This is a genomic window from Methylotuvimicrobium sp. (assembly GCF_050611805.1).
GTDB lineage: Bacteria > Pseudomonadota > Gammaproteobacteria > Methylococcales > Methylomonadaceae > Methylotuvimicrobium.
In genome coordinates this window covers 1-18,979 of sequence record NZ_JBNGHF010000028.1, presented here as the reverse complement: position 1 = coordinate 18,979, position 18,979 = coordinate 1, and the positions used below count along the sequence as shown (strand labels likewise).

The 18,979-nt window shown below is 47.6% G+C and carries 16 protein-coding genes; 12 read left to right on the top strand and 4 right to left on the bottom strand.

Going from position 1 to position 18,979, the window contains the following annotated elements:
- The first annotated feature begins 18 nt into the window (after nucleotides 1–18).
- The 3 genes from ACRJJO_RS13925 to ACRJJO_RS13915 all read left to right on the top strand — a co-directional run bounded on the left by ACRJJO_RS13925 (nucleotide 19) and on the right by ACRJJO_RS13915 (nucleotide 2,401).
- On the top strand, nucleotides 19–1,290 hold the full coding sequence (locus ACRJJO_RS13925) for a CDP-glycerol glycerophosphotransferase family protein (protein WP_431066295.1): 1,272 nt from the start codon (nucleotides 19–21) through the stop codon (nucleotides 1,288–1,290).
- A gap of 77 nt (nucleotides 1,291–1,367) precedes the next feature.
- Nucleotides 1,368–1,577, top strand: coding sequence for a hypothetical protein (locus ACRJJO_RS13920; protein ID WP_431066294.1), 210 nt, complete (start codon nucleotides 1,368–1,370; stop codon nucleotides 1,575–1,577).
- Nucleotides 1,578–1,645: 68 nt separating this feature from the next.
- Nucleotides 1,646–2,401, top strand: a complete 756-nt coding sequence (locus tag ACRJJO_RS13915; protein ID WP_431066293.1) for a DUF4351 domain-containing protein — start codon at nucleotides 1,646–1,648, stop codon at nucleotides 2,399–2,401.
- A 172-nt stretch (nucleotides 2,402–2,573) separates the two neighbouring features.
- On the opposite strand, the gene ACRJJO_RS13910 is transcribed toward ACRJJO_RS13915, so the two are convergent.
- The 4 genes from ACRJJO_RS13910 to ACRJJO_RS13895 form a co-directional block, all read right to left on the bottom strand.
- Entirely contained in the window at nucleotides 2,574–2,828 is a 255-nt protein-coding gene (locus tag ACRJJO_RS13910; RefSeq protein WP_431066292.1) for a hypothetical protein, read from the bottom strand.
- A gap of 314 nt (nucleotides 2,829–3,142) precedes the next feature.
- Entirely contained in the window at nucleotides 3,143–3,370 is a 228-nt protein-coding gene (locus ACRJJO_RS13905; RefSeq protein ID WP_431066291.1) for a hypothetical protein, read from the bottom strand.
- Nucleotides 3,367–4,434 (bottom strand): glycosyltransferase, encoded by a 1,068-nt coding sequence (locus ACRJJO_RS13900; RefSeq protein ID WP_431066290.1) that lies wholly within the window; start codon nucleotides 4,432–4,434, stop codon nucleotides 3,367–3,369. Before ACRJJO_RS13900 ends, ACRJJO_RS13905 begins: the two co-directional genes overlap by 4 nt.
- Before the next feature lie 450 nt (nucleotides 4,435–4,884).
- Nucleotides 4,885–7,251, bottom strand: a complete 2,367-nt coding sequence (locus ACRJJO_RS13895; RefSeq protein WP_431066289.1) for a penicillin-binding protein 1A — start codon at nucleotides 7,249–7,251, stop codon at nucleotides 4,885–4,887.
- A gap of 974 nt (nucleotides 7,252–8,225) precedes the next feature.
- Here ACRJJO_RS13895 and ACRJJO_RS13890 point away from each other — a divergent pair.
- From ACRJJO_RS13890 to hemE, 9 genes are all read left to right on the top strand, one after another.
- Nucleotides 8,226–9,287, top strand: coding sequence for a pilus assembly protein PilM (locus ACRJJO_RS13890; protein WP_431066288.1), 1,062 nt, complete (start codon nucleotides 8,226–8,228; stop codon nucleotides 9,285–9,287).
- Entirely contained in the window at nucleotides 9,287–9,850 is a 564-nt protein-coding gene (locus tag ACRJJO_RS13885) for a PilN domain-containing protein (RefSeq protein ID WP_431066287.1), read from the top strand. Before ACRJJO_RS13890 ends, ACRJJO_RS13885 begins: the two co-directional genes overlap by 1 nt.
- Complete coding sequence (locus ACRJJO_RS13880) at nucleotides 9,850–10,485, top strand: type 4a pilus biogenesis protein PilO (RefSeq protein ID WP_404357368.1); 636 nt, start codon at nucleotides 9,850–9,852, stop codon at nucleotides 10,483–10,485. Before ACRJJO_RS13885 ends, ACRJJO_RS13880 begins: the two co-directional genes overlap by 1 nt.
- A complete protein-coding gene (locus tag ACRJJO_RS13875; RefSeq protein ID WP_431066286.1) occupies nucleotides 10,482–11,078 on the top strand; it encodes a pilus assembly protein PilP in 597 nt (198 codons plus the stop codon). The genes ACRJJO_RS13880 and ACRJJO_RS13875 overlap by 4 nt, the downstream gene beginning before the upstream one ends.
- 16 nt (nucleotides 11,079–11,094) lie before the next feature.
- Nucleotides 11,095–13,392 (top strand): type IV pilus secretin PilQ, encoded by a 2,298-nt coding sequence (gene pilQ, locus ACRJJO_RS13870; RefSeq protein ID WP_431066285.1) that lies wholly within the window; start codon nucleotides 11,095–11,097, stop codon nucleotides 13,390–13,392.
- A 78-nt stretch (nucleotides 13,393–13,470) separates the two neighbouring features.
- Entirely contained in the window at nucleotides 13,471–13,989 is a 519-nt protein-coding gene (gene aroK / locus ACRJJO_RS13865; protein WP_431066284.1) for a shikimate kinase AroK, read from the top strand.
- Between the two features lie 241 nt (nucleotides 13,990–14,230).
- On the top strand, nucleotides 14,231–15,316 hold the full coding sequence (aroB, locus tag ACRJJO_RS13860; RefSeq protein ID WP_431066283.1) for a 3-dehydroquinate synthase: 1,086 nt from the start codon (nucleotides 14,231–14,233) through the stop codon (nucleotides 15,314–15,316).
- Complete coding sequence (locus ACRJJO_RS13855) at nucleotides 15,300–16,778, top strand: SPOR domain-containing protein (RefSeq protein ID WP_431066282.1); 1,479 nt, start codon at nucleotides 15,300–15,302, stop codon at nucleotides 16,776–16,778. The genes aroB and ACRJJO_RS13855 overlap by 17 nt, the downstream gene beginning before the upstream one ends.
- Nucleotides 16,779–17,731: 953 nt before the next feature.
- On the top strand, nucleotides 17,732–18,799 hold the full coding sequence (gene hemE / locus ACRJJO_RS13850) for a uroporphyrinogen decarboxylase (protein WP_431066281.1): 1,068 nt from the start codon (nucleotides 17,732–17,734) through the stop codon (nucleotides 18,797–18,799).
- Nucleotides 18,800–18,979 lie beyond the last annotated feature (180 nt).

Below are 18,979 nucleotides of genomic sequence, written 5' to 3'. Positions count from 1 at the left end.
GTTCCTGTGATAAATTCATTGCCAAACAAGCTAGTGATTCGGGAAGTCTTCCTTGCATTACGACAATTGTTAACGGCTATTTTGGCATGGTTATTCGCTTATCCATTGACGTGTTTATTCAAACGCGACCCGAACTTGACTCTTGTCATCGGTCGCCAAGGGCCTGTATTTGCCGATAATTCCAAATATTTTTTTATTGCCGCTACGCAATTTGCTAAACCAAACGAGCGTATTGTTTTTTTGACCGCTTATCGTTCGATTCAACAGGCGATTGTCGAGGCTGGCGGGAAAGCCGTCATGCATCCGTCTTGGCGGTCTTTATATCTTGTTTTACGCTGTACTACGTTGGCTGCCGACATGTCGGACTGGTTTGATTATGGCGTTTATCCTTTGTCGAGCGGCGCAAGGCGGGTGCAAGTCTGGCATGGCGCACCGTTAAAACGGATCGAGTTGGATCTTTATCGTGAGCGTTTAGCGATCATGCCGGCCTGGGCCGGTTTTTTGTTGCAAATGCAAAAAAAGCTGCTGGGTCGCTACCCGAAATACGATGTCGTCGTTTCGACATCTCAAGGTTTTACCGATCGCGCTTTTAGCCGGTGTTTCAAGACAATGGAGTTTATTGCTTGCGGTTATCCCCGGAACGATGTGTTATTAGGTTGGCCGGAGCCGGACAAAGTCACGGCAGCCTTATTGGATGTCAATGTCGATTTATCTACTTTGGCTACGGTACGCAAGGCTAAATCACAAGGCACCCGAATCGGTTTATATGTGCCGACTTTTCGCCGGGATTTAGCCAATCCTTTTGCCGGTGATATGGATTTGGCGCGTTTGTCGGCGTTTGCTGTCCGCCATAATTGTCTTTTCGTGTTGAAGCTGCATCCTTTTATGCAGGGGCGATATGCTGTCGATCATTATCCGAATCTATTGGAATACGCGCCTTTGGGTGATGTTTACCCGTTAATGCCGCTTTGCGATTTTTTAATCACCGACTATTCGTCGATTTTTTTCGACTATTTGTTGCTGGATAAGCCTATTGTGTTTTTCGCGCCGGATTTAGCGCATTATTTGGCGCAAGATCGGAAGATGTACTTCGATTATGACGAGATGACTCCGGGCGCTAAATGCGCTTGCTATAAGGAGCTTGAGCAACAATTAAGACTTATTGTTGATCATGCCGGCGAAGACGGTTTTGCGCGAAGACGCGCTGAAGTGAGAGCGTTTACGCATGATTTTGTCGATAATCGGGCGGGTTGGCGTTTGTATCATGCGCTTGATTCCAAAAAAAATTAACCCCGTAGGGTGTGTTTTTCAGACCCTACAATTATTTTTAACAACGAACGCTGGAGCTTGGTATCGGGATCAAAACAATGCACGATCAAAACTTTAAAAACTTAATTCTGGATTACCCCGTGCAAGCCTTGCAGTTTTTTGCCGCCGAGGAAGCGCCCGATGATTTGCTTCAAGCGCGCATTATCCAGTTTCGTCAGGAACAACTAAAGGAACGGCTCGGCGACTGCTTTCACGAACTGGCTACTATCTTAACGCGGTACAGTTTAAGGTTAATCCGTTCGTGGTGAGCTTGTCGAACCATGGGCGGATTAACCATCCACCCTTCGACAGGCTCAGGGCGAACGGTTAATTCTTAGTGCTTTTATCCCGCCTTAAGTGGGAAGCCCACGAACTGGACACTCCGTTGCTGGTCGAATGGCTCTATGGACGGCGCGAAGTGATTTTGTTTCTACTGGAAGAAGAAACCGAAGTCCGGCGGTTTTCGATTTATCGATTGGCGCATTATTGTCTGGATTTATCCGAATTGGCGCAAACCGACCGGGTGGTTCCCATTGTGATTTTTCTGGATCGAGGGCGTCATCCTTACGAATTGTATTTAGGCGGCGAGCGGCATAATTATCTAAGTTTTCGCTATATCGCTTGTGAGCTGAAGAACCTTTCGGCGGATGCTTACCGCGACAGCGATAATATCGTCGCTCGTTTGAACTTACTGAATATGCGCTATGCCAAAGGTCAAAAATTGGACATCTACCACGATGCGCAATTGGGCTTGGCGCAACTGGAACGAGACCCGAATAAGCAACTAAAATACGTAGATTTTGTCGATTATTACGCGGATTTGTCCGACGCGGAACTCGAAACCTATCGTAATGACTATTTACCTGAAGCGGAGGATCGTATGGGATTGGCACAGATATTAAGAGAAGAAGGCCGAAAAGAAGGGCGGCAAGAGGGCGAAACACAGACATTGACTAAACAGTTACAACTGAAATTCGGCGAACTTCCAGCTTGGGCGGAAGAAAAAATCAATCAGGCCGATAAGACTCAGTTGGATCAATGGGTGGAGCGTATCTTGTTTGTCGATACGTTGGAGCAGTTATTTAAGTCCTAGCTCGTGGGATAAGGAGAGGAACGAGCTGTATTGATCGCGAGCGATGCGGTTCATGTTGCACAAGTCATCATGCTCCTAGGATTTCGCTAATTTCTGGCGAAATGAGGCGGTATTTTCTTAGTTTGGCGCCTATGTTCAGAGTTTCCCAAACTCCGTTGGGAAACCTTTCACGTCAGATCTTGCTTTCCGGTTTCGAGAAGTTGGAGCTTCTCGAACTGTGTTCCCAAGCAAAGAGCTTGGGAACGAGCGATGACTGCAAAAACTTCGCGCCATTAAGCGTTCCCGCATCATGCGCTAATGATGTGCGTTTGTTGTCGATTGCAGCGGTAGCATGAGTCGCAATAAACAGTACAACGCCTTGTTGTCGCGCACGTAGGTAAAAATCATGATCTGTACCATAGTGCGGCAAACTTTCTTGATCTAGCAATCCTATTTGCTTAAAGGTTTGGGTAGGGATAATAACTCCCCGGCCTCCGCTAATTAAACTGACAGCGAGTATTCCTGAGCTCGTATCTCGGGCGTTAGCCGACACGAACCGACTATGTTCGGAAAGCCCAGCAGAAAGCAAGTGCGTGGGCTGATGGCAACGACTTCGTGGGTTTCCCAGTCTACTTGCACGGGGGCAATAATTGCGTCAGGGTGCCTTTGTATCAAGTCATGCAAAATACTTATTGTGTCAGGGCGGACGCAACAGTCGTTATTCAATAACATGATTGCGTGTGCACCGGGTTCTAAGGCGTGTTAAATGCCTAGGTTGTTGGCTCCGGTCCACCAAAGTTCCGGCGAGCCCTTTAAGCACTTGACCTCTGGGAATTCTTTAGTCAATCCGGTAAAGGTTGCTTCGGTAGATCCATGATCGACCACGGTAATGGTAAAATCACGGTATCGACTCGCGCTCAAGGCTTTTAGGCAGCTTCGGGTTTGAGCATAGCCATTGAAGTCGGTGATTATGATATGTAACCGCGTCATTGAATTTTGCCTAAGGCTTCATTTAATAGCCTGCCGATCGTTTCCCATTCCATCGATCGAGGAAAAGGCGCAACAACCGGCTTGTTTAGTTGATTAAACAATGCATGTGCCATGCCGTCTGGGTTGAGATCGCATAACGATTCCGGTGTATCTTTGAAAAGTTGTTCATGGTTAGAAATACGCGTCGCAACCACGGGCTTTTCGCAAGCCAGATACTCCGCGATCTTACAGGCGCCCGCCATGCTGTTGAAGGTATTATTTGCGTAGGGTACGACGACTACATTACAAGCCCTAATTAAATCGGGAATGGTTGCTTGCGGCTGTTCTCCTAAATAAATCAGCCAAGGCTCATCGGCAATAGGGTGGGTGATTTTACCGGCCAAGATCAAGCGTAGCGATGGCATGTTTTGGCTTAGCTTCCGACAAGCTTCGATAAGCAGCGGTCCTCGAGCTGATGTGATGGAACCAAAATAACCTATGAGCAAGAATTCTTCTTCGAGTCCGATTCTTTTTCTTGCTTGCCTCATCTCGCCAGGGGTAAACAAGTTTCGATCGACGCCATTTTCTATAATCAAGGCGTTTGAATTCTGTGCCTTGATGTATTGTTGAAGCGGCGCACTAGCACAAAGAACCAATTCAGCGTTTTTAACGGCGGAACGAAACATGGCTTTCATTCCCGGTAGCCGGTTGCCGGAAAAAGCCGGGTAATAATCATAAACATCGAATACAAAGGGCACGCCTAAACGTTTTGCCATTTTCAGGCCTAGGTAGCCAATGTGACTGTCACCACTCGCGATAACAATATCGGGTTTTACGCGGCGTATGTTGACAAAGAGTGTAGGAATTAGTTTCGATAGTCGGGTAACCGTTGCTGGTATTGAGGAAAATGAAACCGTAGCTTCGTTGATATTTGTGCCGGTGTTATTTTTGTAGTCGATGGCATCAACGACGACGTGATTTCCTTGCCGAGCCAGTTGAAACGGAAGGTGGTAAAGACGGCCAAACCGATCTTCGATCAGATCTTTATTGGTGTAATAGCGTTTGAAAAGGCAGTAGATGTTCATCGAGTAAGTAGGTTAAAAACAAGCGATGTTCTGCTAGTTTCTAAACTCTAGTTTGGGAACCCTGATCTGGCAAGCTCTGGCTTGCCGATTTTGGCATTCTCAAGTCAGAGCGCTCATCGTTATACTTCGCGCGGTCATGTTTGCGGCTTTTATGACAATGCTATTTAGTTCGAGGCTTACATGGATGTAAGCGGTAAACTATGTCAGGAGCTGGCAGTCGAAAGCAAGGCGCGAAAACAGGCGTTAAGCTAAGCTATGTTGCTGTTTTTGCACAGTTTCCTATCCTACTCACGCTCCTTGTCTACATCCATGTAGGTAACGCCGCTATCGGAAAAAAGAGCGCGTCAAAAAACCGAAAATGTGGCCGCGCGAAGAATAATCAAAACTTGGTTGATAGTAGTGATTTACTGGTTTTTGGGGCTAAGGATTTTATTTGTATGTTTTTATAGATTAAAACAGCGTTTCTATAGGATGTCTTTCGCTGAAATGGGCTTCGCCGGGGTCCGTGAATTCGAAATTCGTATGCATGTGTGCTTGCTGCGTGGTGTCAAAAAACTCCCAAATACCGCCTGGTATTTCTGCCGACATCATCATGCCGCTTTTGGCGTCGATATACATCTTTGCAACCCCTTCCGGCGGCGTCAAAGGAATTTCCGGCTTGTCGCGTAAAGCGGTTTGCATAAATTCCATCCACATCGGCAAGGCGGCGGCACCTCCGGTTTCTTTGTAGCCCAGGCTGTTGAAATTGTCGAATCCCACCCATGCCGTAGCGGATACGGTAGCGCTATAGCCGTTGAACCATGCGTCGCGGTGATCATTGGTCGTGCCGGTTTTTCCGGCAAGATCGGCGCGTCCGAGTCGCTTCGCTTTGACGGCGGTGCCTCTTTGCACGACATCGCGTAGCAGGGAATTCATTAAAAAACTAATTTGTGGCGTGATGATGCGCGGTGCTTGATTGATGAATGCCGGCGATTCGCTGGTGCAGTCCAGACAGGCGACTTGAGGGTTGGCCTGGTACAGTAATTTGCCGTCGCCGGATTCAATCCGGTCGATCAAATAAGGCTCGATCAAAAAACCGCCGTTCGCGAAGACTGCATAAGCTCGCGCCATCTGCAGTGGAGTGGCTTGGCCGCTGCCCAGCGCAAGCGTATAGCTATTGGGCAATTGATCCTTTTGAAATCCGAAACGCATGGCGGTCTTAACGACAGGCTTGATACCTAAATTAAGCAGCAAGCGTACCGAAATCAGGTTTTTGGATTTTCGAAGAGCGACTCTTAGGCTGGTCGGGCCGGAAAATCTTCTATTGTAATTCTCCGGACGCCATTCATGACCGGGTCTTGAACCTTCCAATACGATCGGTGCATCGTTGATTAGCGATGCGGTCGTATAACCGTTTTCCAAGGCTGTTGTATAGATAATCGGTTTAAAGCCCGATCCCGGTTGCCGGTTCGACTGAGTCACTCGATTGAATTTGTTGTGATTGAAGTCGTAACCGCCGGCCAATGCCAATATCGCTCCGTCGATCGTGTCGATGGCGACAAAGGCGCCCTCGGCTTCCGGTATTTGCGCTAAAGCCCAGGTTTTATCGTTGAGTTGTCTAACAAAAATGGCGTCACCGGTTTTGAATAGATCAAGGATTGATTGCGGTGCCGCCCCTCGTGCGTTTCGTGAAATAAACTTGCGCGCCCATTTCATGTTGCTCCATGGCACTTCAACGGTTTTTCCTCCGCGTAATTGGACGGTAGCCTTGTCGTTATCGATTCGTTTGATCAACGCTGGATAGCTGTCGCCGATTATCGGCAGCTTGTTGATGTCGGTTTTTTGATCGGGGGCATTGGGCAATTTAAAACGGTAGCCGTGGCGTTCGTCATAGCTATGCAAGGCGTTTCTTAAAGCCCGGGTGGCTGCATTTTGCAGGGGGCGGGTAATCGTCGTGTAGACCTTCATTCCCGACCCGTATGCTTGCGGTCCATAAAGTTCAAGAATTTTTTGCCGGGCCATTTCGGCGATAAAAGGTGCCGATAGTTCGATGCCGCGATGAATCACTCTTGCCGTATTGGCTTCGACGAGAGCGGCTTGGTACGTTTGTTGGTCGATATAGCCGATTTGTTGCATTCGGTATAACACATAGTCGCGCCTTTCCATGGCTCGCGCAGGGTTGACGATAGGGTTATAGGCCGAAGGTGCTTTCGGTAGGCCGGCTATCATTGCGGATTCCGCCAGCGTGAGCTCGTTTAAGGATTTACCGTAGTAGGTTTGGGCGGCGGCGGCAACGCCGTAGGAGCGTTGGCCTAGATAGATTTTATTAAGATATAGTTCGAGAATTGTGTCTTTTGAGAAAGTCTCTTCTATCTTGAGCGATAGAAGTATTTCTTTTAGTTTACGAGTGTAGGTTTTTTCACGACTCAGTAAAAAATTTCGTGTGACTTGCATTGTGATCGTGCTGCCGCCTTGTTCCTTTTTACCGGTGGTGGCGAGTTTTAACGCCGCACGTAATAAGCCTACAAAATCGACGCCTTGATGTTCGTAAAAATGTTTGTCTTCGGCCGCTAAAAATGCATGAATCAGCTCTTTTGGAGCCTGGTCGATCGTGATGGGGCTGCGCTTTTTTTCGCCGAATTCAGCGATTAAAAGGTTGTCTTTGCTATAAATTTGCAGCGGCGTTTGATAATGAACATCCTTTAATTGGTTAACATCGGGCAGCTCTTCGGAGAGGCGCTCCAATAACAGGTAGCCGTAGATCGCCGCTGATATGAGGCCGATTAGAAAAAGCACACTGAGCCATTTAAAAAAGGTGATCACTAATTTAATTATCACGAAGTATTCCGGTTTGTACCACTACTGTAATTGTACCGATGTAATTGCCTGGCTCCTTGTATTTAAAAAAGTTTCCGATGTGTTTTCTTTTTTTTCAAAAAGGGGCTGAACATTTACCTTGGTTTTGATTATATCGTCAAATTCGATTGATTCTTAACGGGTTGAATAAAAAGAAATCTGACGTTGACTGTTGCTAAAAATATACTTGATTTGACTTTTGAGCAACACAAACTTTAATGAATGCTCGAAAATCATGTTATTTTGTTGCTGCCGCAGAAAAGCTGTCGCTTTGTTGAGCTAGTGGGTGTGTGCGGGGCGGGTTGTGCAACCATACGCATCAAGCTAAAAACGGCCAACCCACATAACGCTCTTTCCCAAGCTCCAGCTTGGGAAAGACACCCCGGAAGCTCCAGCTTCCTGAGCAGGTTACCCAAGCTGGAGCTTGGGTAACAGCATATTTTAGTTTTTGCGACTACGACTAGCCCCTGCTCGGACACTTGGCTTCGGCAAACTGAAGCATCTTGCTAATCAGGAAGCGTTTAGAGCGGGGTTAAAAACCCCGTCCTGCCATGGATATGGTGGCCATCCATATCGATGGATATAACGGATAGCATTTGAGTTTGAAAAACAATAGATATATCCATGGGCGGAGACTAAATCTTTGATTTTCGATACTGAAAATTCTTTGTCGTAGGTTATGCGATAAATGTGATTCGGTTTGAAAAAGCGATCGAAATCAAAGCAGAATGAATATTTTTTTATGTAATTTAAAAACACTACTATACTGATCTCTGTGCAGTTTGGTCGGGCGTATTGATATTAGTGCCTGCGTGATTGGTGATCTAACCTGGCACAGGGATGTGCTATCGTTTTAATGACTTATGTGCTTCTTAATAATGATGCATCATCGATAACTAGATAGGCAACAGTGTATCCGATGCAACAACAATTCAATGTTTTACAAGGGTTCTACGATGAACTGGTTTAGTCGCAAAAATGTGCCTGTAGTCGGTATCGACATTAGCACGGCAGCCGTTAAATTATTGGAATTATCGAAAAACGGTCCTCGTTATCGAGTCGAAAGTTATGCTGTCGCGCCATTACCGCAGGATGCCGTTATCGATAAAAATTTCGCGAATGTCGATGTGATCTCTGACGCTATCAAACAAGCCATCAAACAATCCGGAACGAAAGTTAAGCATGCCTGCGTCGCGGTTGCTGGTTCGGCGGTTATGACCAAAATCATAACGATGCCCGCTAATTTTTCGGACGAAGAAGTTTACGAACAAATCATGGTCGAGGCAGATCAATATGTGCCTTATGCACTGGATGAGGTCAACCTGGATTTTGAAATTCAGGGAAAAAACGCTAAAAACTCCGAAATGGTTGATGTGCTCTTGGTCGCCTCCCGTCGTGAAAATGTCGAGGACCGCATCGAAGCCTTGGATAAAGCGGGTTTAAAAGCCAAAATCATTGATGTCGAAGCGTTTGCGATGGAAAACGCCTTTGCGCTTATCGCCGATCAATTACCCGGTTCTAGCGAAGGCCAGACTATTGCTATCTCGGATATCGGTTCGACGATGGCGACATTGAACGTCATTGCGGACGGTAGAACTATTTATACGCGTGAACAAGGTTTCGGCGGAAGGCAGTTGACCGATGAAATTCAACGCCGCTACGGTTTGTCCTACGAAGAAGCCGGTCTTGCCAAGCGGCACGGCGGTTTACCCGATAATTATATCAATGACGTATTGGAGCCGTTTAAGAAGGCGATGGTTCAGCAAATTGCGCGATCGCTCCAATTTTTTGTTTCATCGAGCGCCAACAGAACGATCGATTCTATTATTTTGGCGGGCGGCTGCTCGTCGATACCCGGTGTAGATAAGCTGGTCGAACAGAACTTGAGTATTCCCTGTTTTATTGCCAATCCGTTTATCAATATGGCTTTATCGAATCGAGTGAAACCGCAAAGTTTAAGTAGCGATGCGCCGGCGATGATGATCGCCTGCGGACTTGCGCTAAGGAGTTTCGATTAATGGCCCGAATTAACCTGCTCCCTTGGCGAGCCGAGCTTAAAAAACAACAGCAACAGCAGTTTTTAACTGTTGCACTGTTGTCGATTGTCTTGACCCTGGTGTTGATTTTTGCGGTTCATATGCATTACGACGGTGTAATGTCGTATCAGGAAAGCCGGAACCAAATGCTAAGGAATGAAATCGCTGCGGTCGACAAGAAGATTGCCGAAATAAAAAACATTGAAGAAAAGAAAAACGAATTACTGACTAAGATCGATGTTATTCAAAAGTTACAGGAAAGTAGACCTTTGATTGTTCGTCTTTTCGATGAGGTCGCTAGAAGAACGCCTGACGGCGTGTTTCTATCAAGCTTTGCGCAGTCTAATATGGAATTGACGTTTAAGGGCAAGACCGAATCGAATGCCCGTGTATCTGCGTTTATGCGAGCGATAGAGGCTTCCGAGTGGTTGCACAGTCCTAAGTTGAACATCATTCAGTCTCAACAAAAAACCAAGGTCGATCAGCTCAGCGATTTTATTCTTATCGCGCAACTGGGTACGGCTTCCGAAGATGAGAAAAACTGATGAATCTGTCTGAAATTAATTGGGATTTTAATGAGGCCGGGACTTGGCCGACACCGGTAAAAGCCGTGATCATCGTGATGGTTTGCATGCTCGTTGCGGTCGGCGGTTATTATTACGATACCGCTGACCAATTGGAAGCGTTGGAGCGATTGGAACAGACAGAGCGGGATTTGAAGAGCAGCTTCGAGGCGAAACAAAAAAAAGCGATCAATCTGCCCGACTACAAGGCGCAGTTAGAGCAGATCGAAGATTCGCTGATTGAAATTATCAAACAAATGCCGACCCGCTCCGAAGTGGCGAATTTATTGGTCGATATTTCACAGACCGGCTTGGCGAGCGGTTTGGAATTCAGACTGTTTAAGCCGACAGACCCGGTGCGCCGCGACTTTTATTGGGAGCTTCCGATCAATATACAAGTTATTGGGCGTTACGAAGAATTGGCTTTATTTGTTAGCGGTTTAGCTTCATTGCCGAGGATCGTTACAGTGCATAACGTTAAGATAAGCCCTGTTTCTCAACAAGCTAAAGGCGAGACGTCCGATAAAATGGTCATGGACGCAACGATCAAGACCTATAACGAGGGGGAGCAAGGTCCCGCGCCGGCAAAGCCTCAGCACAGAAGAGGTAGAAGATGAAGTCGAGTATTTTATCGCTAACCGACTCAAGGTCGCGGCAAAGTCGATTTTGCAGCGCGTTTTTTAAACATGGTGCATTTGCGGCCTTAAGTTTGTTGAGCCTTTTCTTACTGAATGCTTGCTCGAGCGATGATAAGTCCGATTTGGTGCAATATATCAACCAAGTCAAGGCCCGGCCGAAAACGCAGATCGAGCCGTTGCCTGAAATCAAAGTGATTGAACCGTTCATCTTTAAGCCGAGCGGTTTACGTGATCCGTTCCGGCCCATAGAAAAAGCTGCGGAAGCCGAGCTTGTCGATATCGGACCAGGAAGAGGGATTAGGCCCGACCCTACCCGACGCAAGGAGCAATTGGAGACCTATTCTCTGGACAGCTTGAGAATGGCTGGAACCATCACTAAAGATACGGTGCTATGGGGATTGATCAAGGCCGGTGACGGGACTATCCACCGGGTAAGAGAAGGTAACTACATGGGCAAGAATCACGGTAAGATTATTCGTATCAACGAGGATAAAATCGAATTGATGGAAATCGTTCCCGATAAGCCGGGAACATGGCGAGAACAGCAAACTTCATTGGCATTGTCCGAATGATGTTGGGGATTAAACAATGAGTATTCAAGGCAGCAATAACATGAGCAGAGTGACCGAGCCTCTTTGGAAAACAATCTTCGCGGGGATATTCCTGTGCGTTTTTCAGTTTGCCGTTCAAGCGAGTGAAGTACAAATTCAAAATCTAGATTTTACTCGATTGTCGGGGGGGCGCTTGCAGTTGCAATTGGAACTAAACGGGCCGGCTCCGGCGCCTCGGGTTTTTCATACCGACAACCCCGCCAGAATTGCGTTGGACTTTAGCGGTGTTAAAAGCGGTTTATCCAAGAAAAAATTCCCGATCAATTTAGATTCCGCCGATAGCGTGTATGTCGCCGAATCCGGCGGCAGGTTACGAGTCGTCATTAATTTGATTTCTTCGGTTCCTTATGAAACAAGCACAGAGGGTAATAAAGTATTCGTTACGTTAGCTGGGGCGGCGCAGGCTGAGGCACCGGTCGTTCGCTCGGAAACATCGATCGTGGCTACGGCTGCACAACAAGCGAGAAGCGATGTGATGGCGCAGTTTTTACCCGAGCAAGGTATTAAGGGTTTGGATTTCAGGCGCGGGCCGCGTGGCGAAGGGCGTATCCTGGTCTCGTTGAGCGAACCGAATACAATGGTGAATACCCGTGAAATCGGCGGTAAGGTTGAGATTTATTTTGTTAATACCCGTCTACCGGAGCGGCTTTCAAAACGTTACGACGTATCCGAGTTTGCGACGCCGGTCAGTTCGTTCGATGCGGTCAGTAGCCGTCAAGAAACCAAAATTACCGTCGATTTACAGAGCCCGCTTTACGAATATTCTCAGTTCCAGTCGGAAGGCACGTTGACTGTCGAATTTCGGCCATTGACGCAAGCGGAAAAAGACTTGAAAGACAGCCAGAAGGATCGTTATACCGGCGATCGCTTGTCGCTTAATTTTCAAGATATCGAAATTCGTAGCGTAATCACGCTATTGTCCGAGTTTACCGGACAGAACGTTGTCGCCGGCGACGAAGTAACCGGGCGGATAACCTTGAAACTCGACGACGTGCCTTGGGACGAAGCGCTGGATTTCATCATGATGACCAAAGGCTTGGAAAAGTACCAAACCGGCAATGTCACATTGATCGCGCCGGTCGGCAAGATCAAGGAATACAAAGAGAAGCAGCGAGAAACCGAAAAAGTGGTCGAGCAATTGGAGCCGCTACGAACAGAGTACATCAAAATTAATTATGCTCGGGCGGAAAATTTTCGGAATTTGTTGTACGGCATGGATGCAGGATCCTTCGGGCAATGCGGTATGGGTGTCGGTCAAGGAAGCGGGGGTATTCAGGGTGGCCTAATGGGCGGTATGCAAGGTGCCGGCGGTATGCAAGGTATGCAAGGTATGGGAGGAATGCAAGGTGCCGGTGGTGTGCAAGGTCGTACAGGAGGGAGTGACGAAGATAGGTTTACGATGATGTCCCCGAGGGGTACTGTGGTGGTTGATGGGCGTACTAATACACTAATTGTCAGAGAGACTGCCAGTCGGTTGGAGGAAATCAGAAAATTAATCGCGAAGCTCGATATCCCTGTGAGACAGGTAATGATTGAATCGAGAGTTGTGATTGCATCGAATAATTTTGCAAGAGACTTGGGTGTTCGATTTGGTGTAGCTAAAGCAGCCCAAGTTGGTAGTAATAAGACTTTTGCTGTTGGTGGAGCTGGAACGGAAAGTAACATTAATGGAGTGACGGCAGTTAACGACTTATTAGTTGACCTCAGTGCAACAAATCCTTATGGGGCATTGGCTATGACACTAGCTAGAACGGCTGACTATGTTTTAAATCTCGAAATATCGGCGTTACAAGATGAAGGGAAGGCAGAATTGCTCTCTAATCCAAGAGTCATGACAACTGATCGTTGTCAGGCCTCAATTAAATTGGGTGAGCAAATTCCTTATCAAACAAGTAGTGCGAATACTGGACCGGTAACACAATTGATTGATGCGGTATTAGAGCTGAATGTATTGCCGCAAATCACACCAAGTGGTAGTGTCATTATGGATTTAAGAGTTACCAAAGATGCACCAGGTAGGGCAGTCGGCGATCAAATTGGGATTGATACGCGTGAGATTCAAACAAATGTGCAGGTTATGGACGGCGAAACAGTCGTTTTAGGCGGCGTATTTGAAGGGGATCAGAGAGAAGACATCGGTAAGATTCCATTTTTCGGTGATTTGCCGGGCATAGGTTTTTTATTTACGCGCACCGAGGTTCTCGATAATAAAACAGAGCTATTAATTTTCGTTACTCCAAAAATCGTTCACGAGAATTTGTCGGGAGCCAATTAATTCCCTGCTTCTACTTCAGCCAAAAAGGGGGCATAATGCCCCCTTTTTTATGCGCGCGAAAACATTACTAGAAACCGCATGGCTAAATCGGAGAACATTTATCTCATCGGTCTAATGGGGGCCGGCAAAACGACAATCGGTAGGCTATTGGCCAAATCGTTAAAAATGCCGTTTTATGATAGCGACAAGATTATCGAAGACTTGACTGGCGTCGATATACCGACGATATTCGAATTCGAAGGTGAGTCAGGATTCCGGGATCGTGAACAAAAAGCGTTAGCAGGTTTGACAAAATTGACTCATGTCGTGTTGGCGACCGGCGGCGGTGCGGTTATCCGCGAAGAAAATCGGGAATGTCTCAAGGAAAACGGTTTTGTGGTTTATTTGCAATGTTCGGTGGATAGAATTTTGGAAAGAACCAAGCGCGATACGCAGCGCCCGTTATTGCAAACCGACAATCCGAGAGCGAAGTTGGAACAGTTGCTAATCGAGCGCGAGCCGTTATATTTGTCATGTGCGGACTATATCGTCAATAGCGGTACATTACAGAGTAAGGCCGCGGTTAAAAATATATTGCAGCGTTATAGGGATTTATGAGGTTAAAGAGGAAAGGTGAAAGGTGAAGGCGGCGGCTTAGGGACATAACGCGTCATTCCGCCAGGGATGGCAATGGTTGGCTTTCCTCGTTCCCACCGCTCCAGCGTGGGAATGCACTTGGCAGGACGGGGTTTGTAACCCCGTCCGAAACGTTTCAACCGTGGCCGAAGCATATCGAAACGCTGGGGACGGGTTGAATAACCCGTCCCGCAGAAGAACATTAGATGTATAACAAAAATAAATGAAAACATTACAAGTCGATTTAGGGCAGCGTAGTTATCCGATATACATAGGCTCTCGTTTGCTGGAACAAGCCGATTTATTGAATCGGCATATTCGTTCCAAACAAGTTTTGGTCGTGACAAACGAAACGGTGGCGCCTTTATATTTGCAGCAAGTGCTCGATAACCTGTCGGATTTTGTCGTCGAAACCGTTATTTTGCCGGATGGCGAACAATATAAAACGCTCGACTATTTGAATCGGATTTTCGATACTTTGTTGGCTCACAAATTCAGTCGAAATGCCAGTTTGATTGCCTTGGGCGGCGGCGTCATCGGCGACATGGGCGGTTTTGCCGCCGCTTGTTACCAACGCGGAATTCCATTTATACAAATCCCGACCACGTTGTTGGCGCAAGTCGATTCTTCGGTCGGCGGCAAGACCGGCGTTAATCATCCGCTCGGCAAAAACATGATCGGCGCGTTTTATCAACCGCAATGCGTGATTGCCGATATGTCGGTCTTGTCGACATTGGAAGACAGGCAATTGTCGGCCGGTATCGCTGAAGTGATAAAATATGGATTGATACGCGATCCCGATTTTTTTGCATGGCTCGAGAACAATATCGAGTCTTTGCTCGATAGGGATGCCGAAGCGCTCTCGTATGCGGTCGAGCGCTCGTGCCGCAATAAAGCCGAAGTCGTTGCCGCCGATGAGAAAGAATCCGATGTTAGGGCGACCTTGAATTTGGGCCACACCTTCGGTCATGCGATTGAAACCGGTATGGGCTACGGAAGCTATTTGCACGGCGAGGCGGTTGCGATCGGCACTTGCCAGGCGGCCGATTTGTCAAGGCGCAAAGGCTGGCTGACCGATGCCGACGTCGAACGTATTATTAGATTGTTTAAGTGGGCCAGGTTGCCTGTCGAGCCTCCGGCAACGCTCGATGCTAACCGTTTTATCGAATTGATGGCCGTGGATAAAAAAAATGTCGACGGCAATATTCGTTTGATTTTATTGAAGAGTATCGGCGAGGCAACCTTGCCGGTCGGCGTGGAAAAAGCATTATTGGTAGCGACGCTAAACGGATATGGTCGAAAAGGCTAATCAGGTTGCGAATAGGCCGTATGGCTTGGCAAAACCGGCGATTAAATCGTTAATTACTGCCGAGCGCGCTCAAAAGTTCGAGTTATTGATTCATCTGATAATCAATTTTAATCGTCCGTTGATCGTTAACGGCCCAACCGGTATCGGTAAGTCGACATTGTTGACGGTCTTGCGCGAGCAACGTCCGGTCGAAGGGCATTATTGTTTCATGACCGGCGATCATCAGTTAAGTTTTTCGTCGATTCAAGAGCGTTTGCGCAGTTTTTTGGAGACGGAACAACCGGCTTGCAAAGGCTTTTCCCTGGATGATGCGATCGCATTGCTTGAGCAGAAAAAACTCAAGTTAATCTTGATGATCGATAATGCCGGCGAATTGATACCCGGTTTGATCGATGCTCTATCGGAATATGCTTTGGCTAACCCGACATTAAGAGTTATTTTTTCGCTAACTCAGGACGAACTGTATATCAAAAGTCGTTCGGACCGGTCTGTCGAGGATTGTCATTTTATCGAGCTATTGCCGCTGTCGGAAAAACAATGCCGAGATTTTTTGCAAAATCTTTCCGGGAAGCCGGACGCGCCGATTTCGTTCAATGCGGTCAGCGATAACATGGTGGAGTATGTCTACCGCGAAACGCATGGCATTCCGGGTAAAATTGTTGCTCAATTACCGCGTTTGTCCGATTTCGAGCGGTTGGGTGCTCCCGTCCGGTTTTCGATTGGGCTGTTTGCGCTTTTTGCGATCGCAGGTATCGCCTTCGTCGGCTGGGAGGCCTTGGTTCCTAAATCCGATCATCATTTAACGGAGTCTTTGCCGAGGCCGCAGCAACAGGCCTTGTCGGTTCCGTTGCCGGTTGAAAAGTTTGCCGGTAAGCAGGCGGTAAATGACAGCATCGTTACCGATGTCGCGGAGCAAAAGCCTAAGCCTAAGATGACAAACGTCGTTACGGCCCCGGTAGCGGCGGTACCAGACCGGAAAATCGAGACCACTGTGAAAAATAAGGAGATTAATGATCTCGAGGTGGTTTCTGACTCTGCCGAAAACGACAAGCTTGAGAATCCGATCGCCGGTCCGAGTATAATTAAAGCCGAGCCTTTAGTACCGGCAGTCGCAGATGAAAAGATTGAGACAAAGCCGCAGGAGACGATAGATTCCAATCGCTCGGAAGATGATCGGTCTTGGTTATTCAAGCAATCCTCGGATCATTTCACTATGCAATTAATGGTATTATCGAGCCGACAGTCGATTGTCAATGTGCTGAACAAATATCGGCACCTTCAGCAAGACTTGAAGTATCTTGAAACTCGCATCGGCGGTAAAGAGAAATTTATTTTGCTGTACGGCTCGTTTAGCAGTCATGCCGAAGCCGAAAGGGCTACCAGAAAATTGCCGGCGGAATTCAAAGGGGCTTGGGTTAGGCGTTTCGCGGTTTTACAGAGCGATATCAAAAACGCAAACTAAGTAACGCGCATGAAATAACTTGATCAACGTGAGTATTCAGTCCCTCAGTCATTCTGGTTCCCATGCTCTGCGCTCATCGTTATACATAAATTGTAGGGTACGCTGCGCGTACCAAAGCCGTGCCCTGGCGGTTCGGTTGGCACATGAACATCGCGGGGTTACCATGGTACGCACAGTGTACCCTACGCGGATCACCTAGGGTTAGATGAGGACGATCCGAGAGTGTTAAGTGACAATATAATGGTATCGAGGGCTCATTGGTTAAGATTACAAAAGGGTAATTATTGACTTATGTATAACGATGAGTGCTCTGCGTGGGAATGCCTGAGTACAGCTCCAGCGGTACGAGACGCTAGAGCGTCTCGGGCTGCATTCCCACGCTGGAGCGTGGGAACGTAGGGGGGTGTGAATAATTACTGATCAACAGCGACCCGCTTCGTTTCCGCTCCAGCGAGGGAATGCATACCGGTCTTGCATCGGTAGCCAAGGTACGGGTTCCCACGGAGGACCGTGGGAACCAGAAAAAATAAGTATTCTGCTGTTTCCCAAGCTCCTGCTTGGGAAACCGATATGTGAAGCTCTAGCTTCGCGATACCAAAGAAGCTAATGTTCCTTCGCTTACAGCGATTATAGTTGAGCCAAGTTGAATCGGTCGAGTAGGTCTCGGGAAGGAGTTAAAGTGACTCTTTCCGTTAAATGGCAGTAATGCAGGGGCATGAGGGCCAGAAAAACTCAGGATAGGGCCGAAAGTAAATTTCAAGTCGATTCGTGCTTATTCCTTAAACAAGAGTAAGTATTTAGACCCCGTTGGCAAATTACCGCAATTCAGGCGTAATTGTTGGCCTCCCCCTTTGAAAAAGGGGGATTGAGGGGGATTTATTTAAAAAATCTCCCCTAGCCCCTCTTTTTCAAAGAGGGGGACTGAATACTTACAAACAAGATAATTAAACATAATGACGATATTACAAAACGATACTTTCCTCAGAGCCATATTAAAACAACCGGTCGAAAGAACGCCGGTCTGGATGATGCGTCAGGCAGGGCGCTATTTGCCGGAGTATCGTAAAATCCGCGAGCAAGCCGGCAGTTTCATGAATTTATGCACGAACCCGGAGCTGGCTTGCGAAGTCACGCTACAGCCGTTGGATCGATATGCTTTCGACGCGGCTATTTTGTTTTCCGATATTCTGACGATACCCGATGCAATGGGTTTAGGCTTAAGTTTTGCCGAAGGCGAAGGCCCTAGATTCAGCAATCCGATTCGCTCGGCTGCCGATGTCGATAAATTACCGATACCCGATCCCGAGCAGGAATTGCGTTATGTGATCGATGCAGTTCGTTTAATTAGAGCTTCGCTGCAAGGCCGCGTGCCGTTGATCGGTTTTTCCGGCAGCCCTTGGACCTTGGCGACTTACATGGTCGAGGGCGGAAGCAGTAAAAGCTTTCAAAAGATCAAGTCGATGATGTATGAACAGCCCAGTGTTGTTCATCGTATGCTGGAGAAATTGGCAAAATCGGTGGCCTTGTATTTGAACGCGCAAATCGCGGCCGGCGCTCAGGCGGTGATGCTGTTCGATACTTGGGGTGGGATGTTGACTTCCGAGGATTATCTGGAATTCTCGTTACACTATGCCAAGTTGGTGCGAGAGCAATTGCAAACCGAAGCGGACGGCCGCAGGGTTCCGACGATATTATTTACGAAAGGCGGCGGGCTTTGGCTCGAAGCAATGGTCGATAGCGGTTACGATGCCTTGGGCTTGGATTGGCAAACCGATATTGGGTTAGCCAGGACGCGCGTCGGCGACAAGGTGGCCTTGCAGGGTAATATGGATCCCGTAAGCCTGTATGCCAATCCGGATGTCATTCGCGCGAAGGTCCAAAACGTACTGGAGCGTTACGGTCGCGGTTCCGGACATGTCTTTAATCTCGGTCACGGTATTTTACCGGATATTAATCCGGAGCATGTCAAAGCGATGGTCGACGCGGTGCATGAGTTCAGCCCGGCTTATCATGCTCTTTGAGCCGAAGTTATAATCAAGTAACGATCATGAAGAAGCTGTCATCGCCCCGGCAAATGAAAGTGCGAGGGATGGCTGGGTACGGTCACTCGCCCGACAGGACGCCGTGAATACGTCCATGTAGGCTCGACGGCGGCGACTGATTGCCAAGGATGGCATGAATGCAGATTTTGCAGGAGCAAA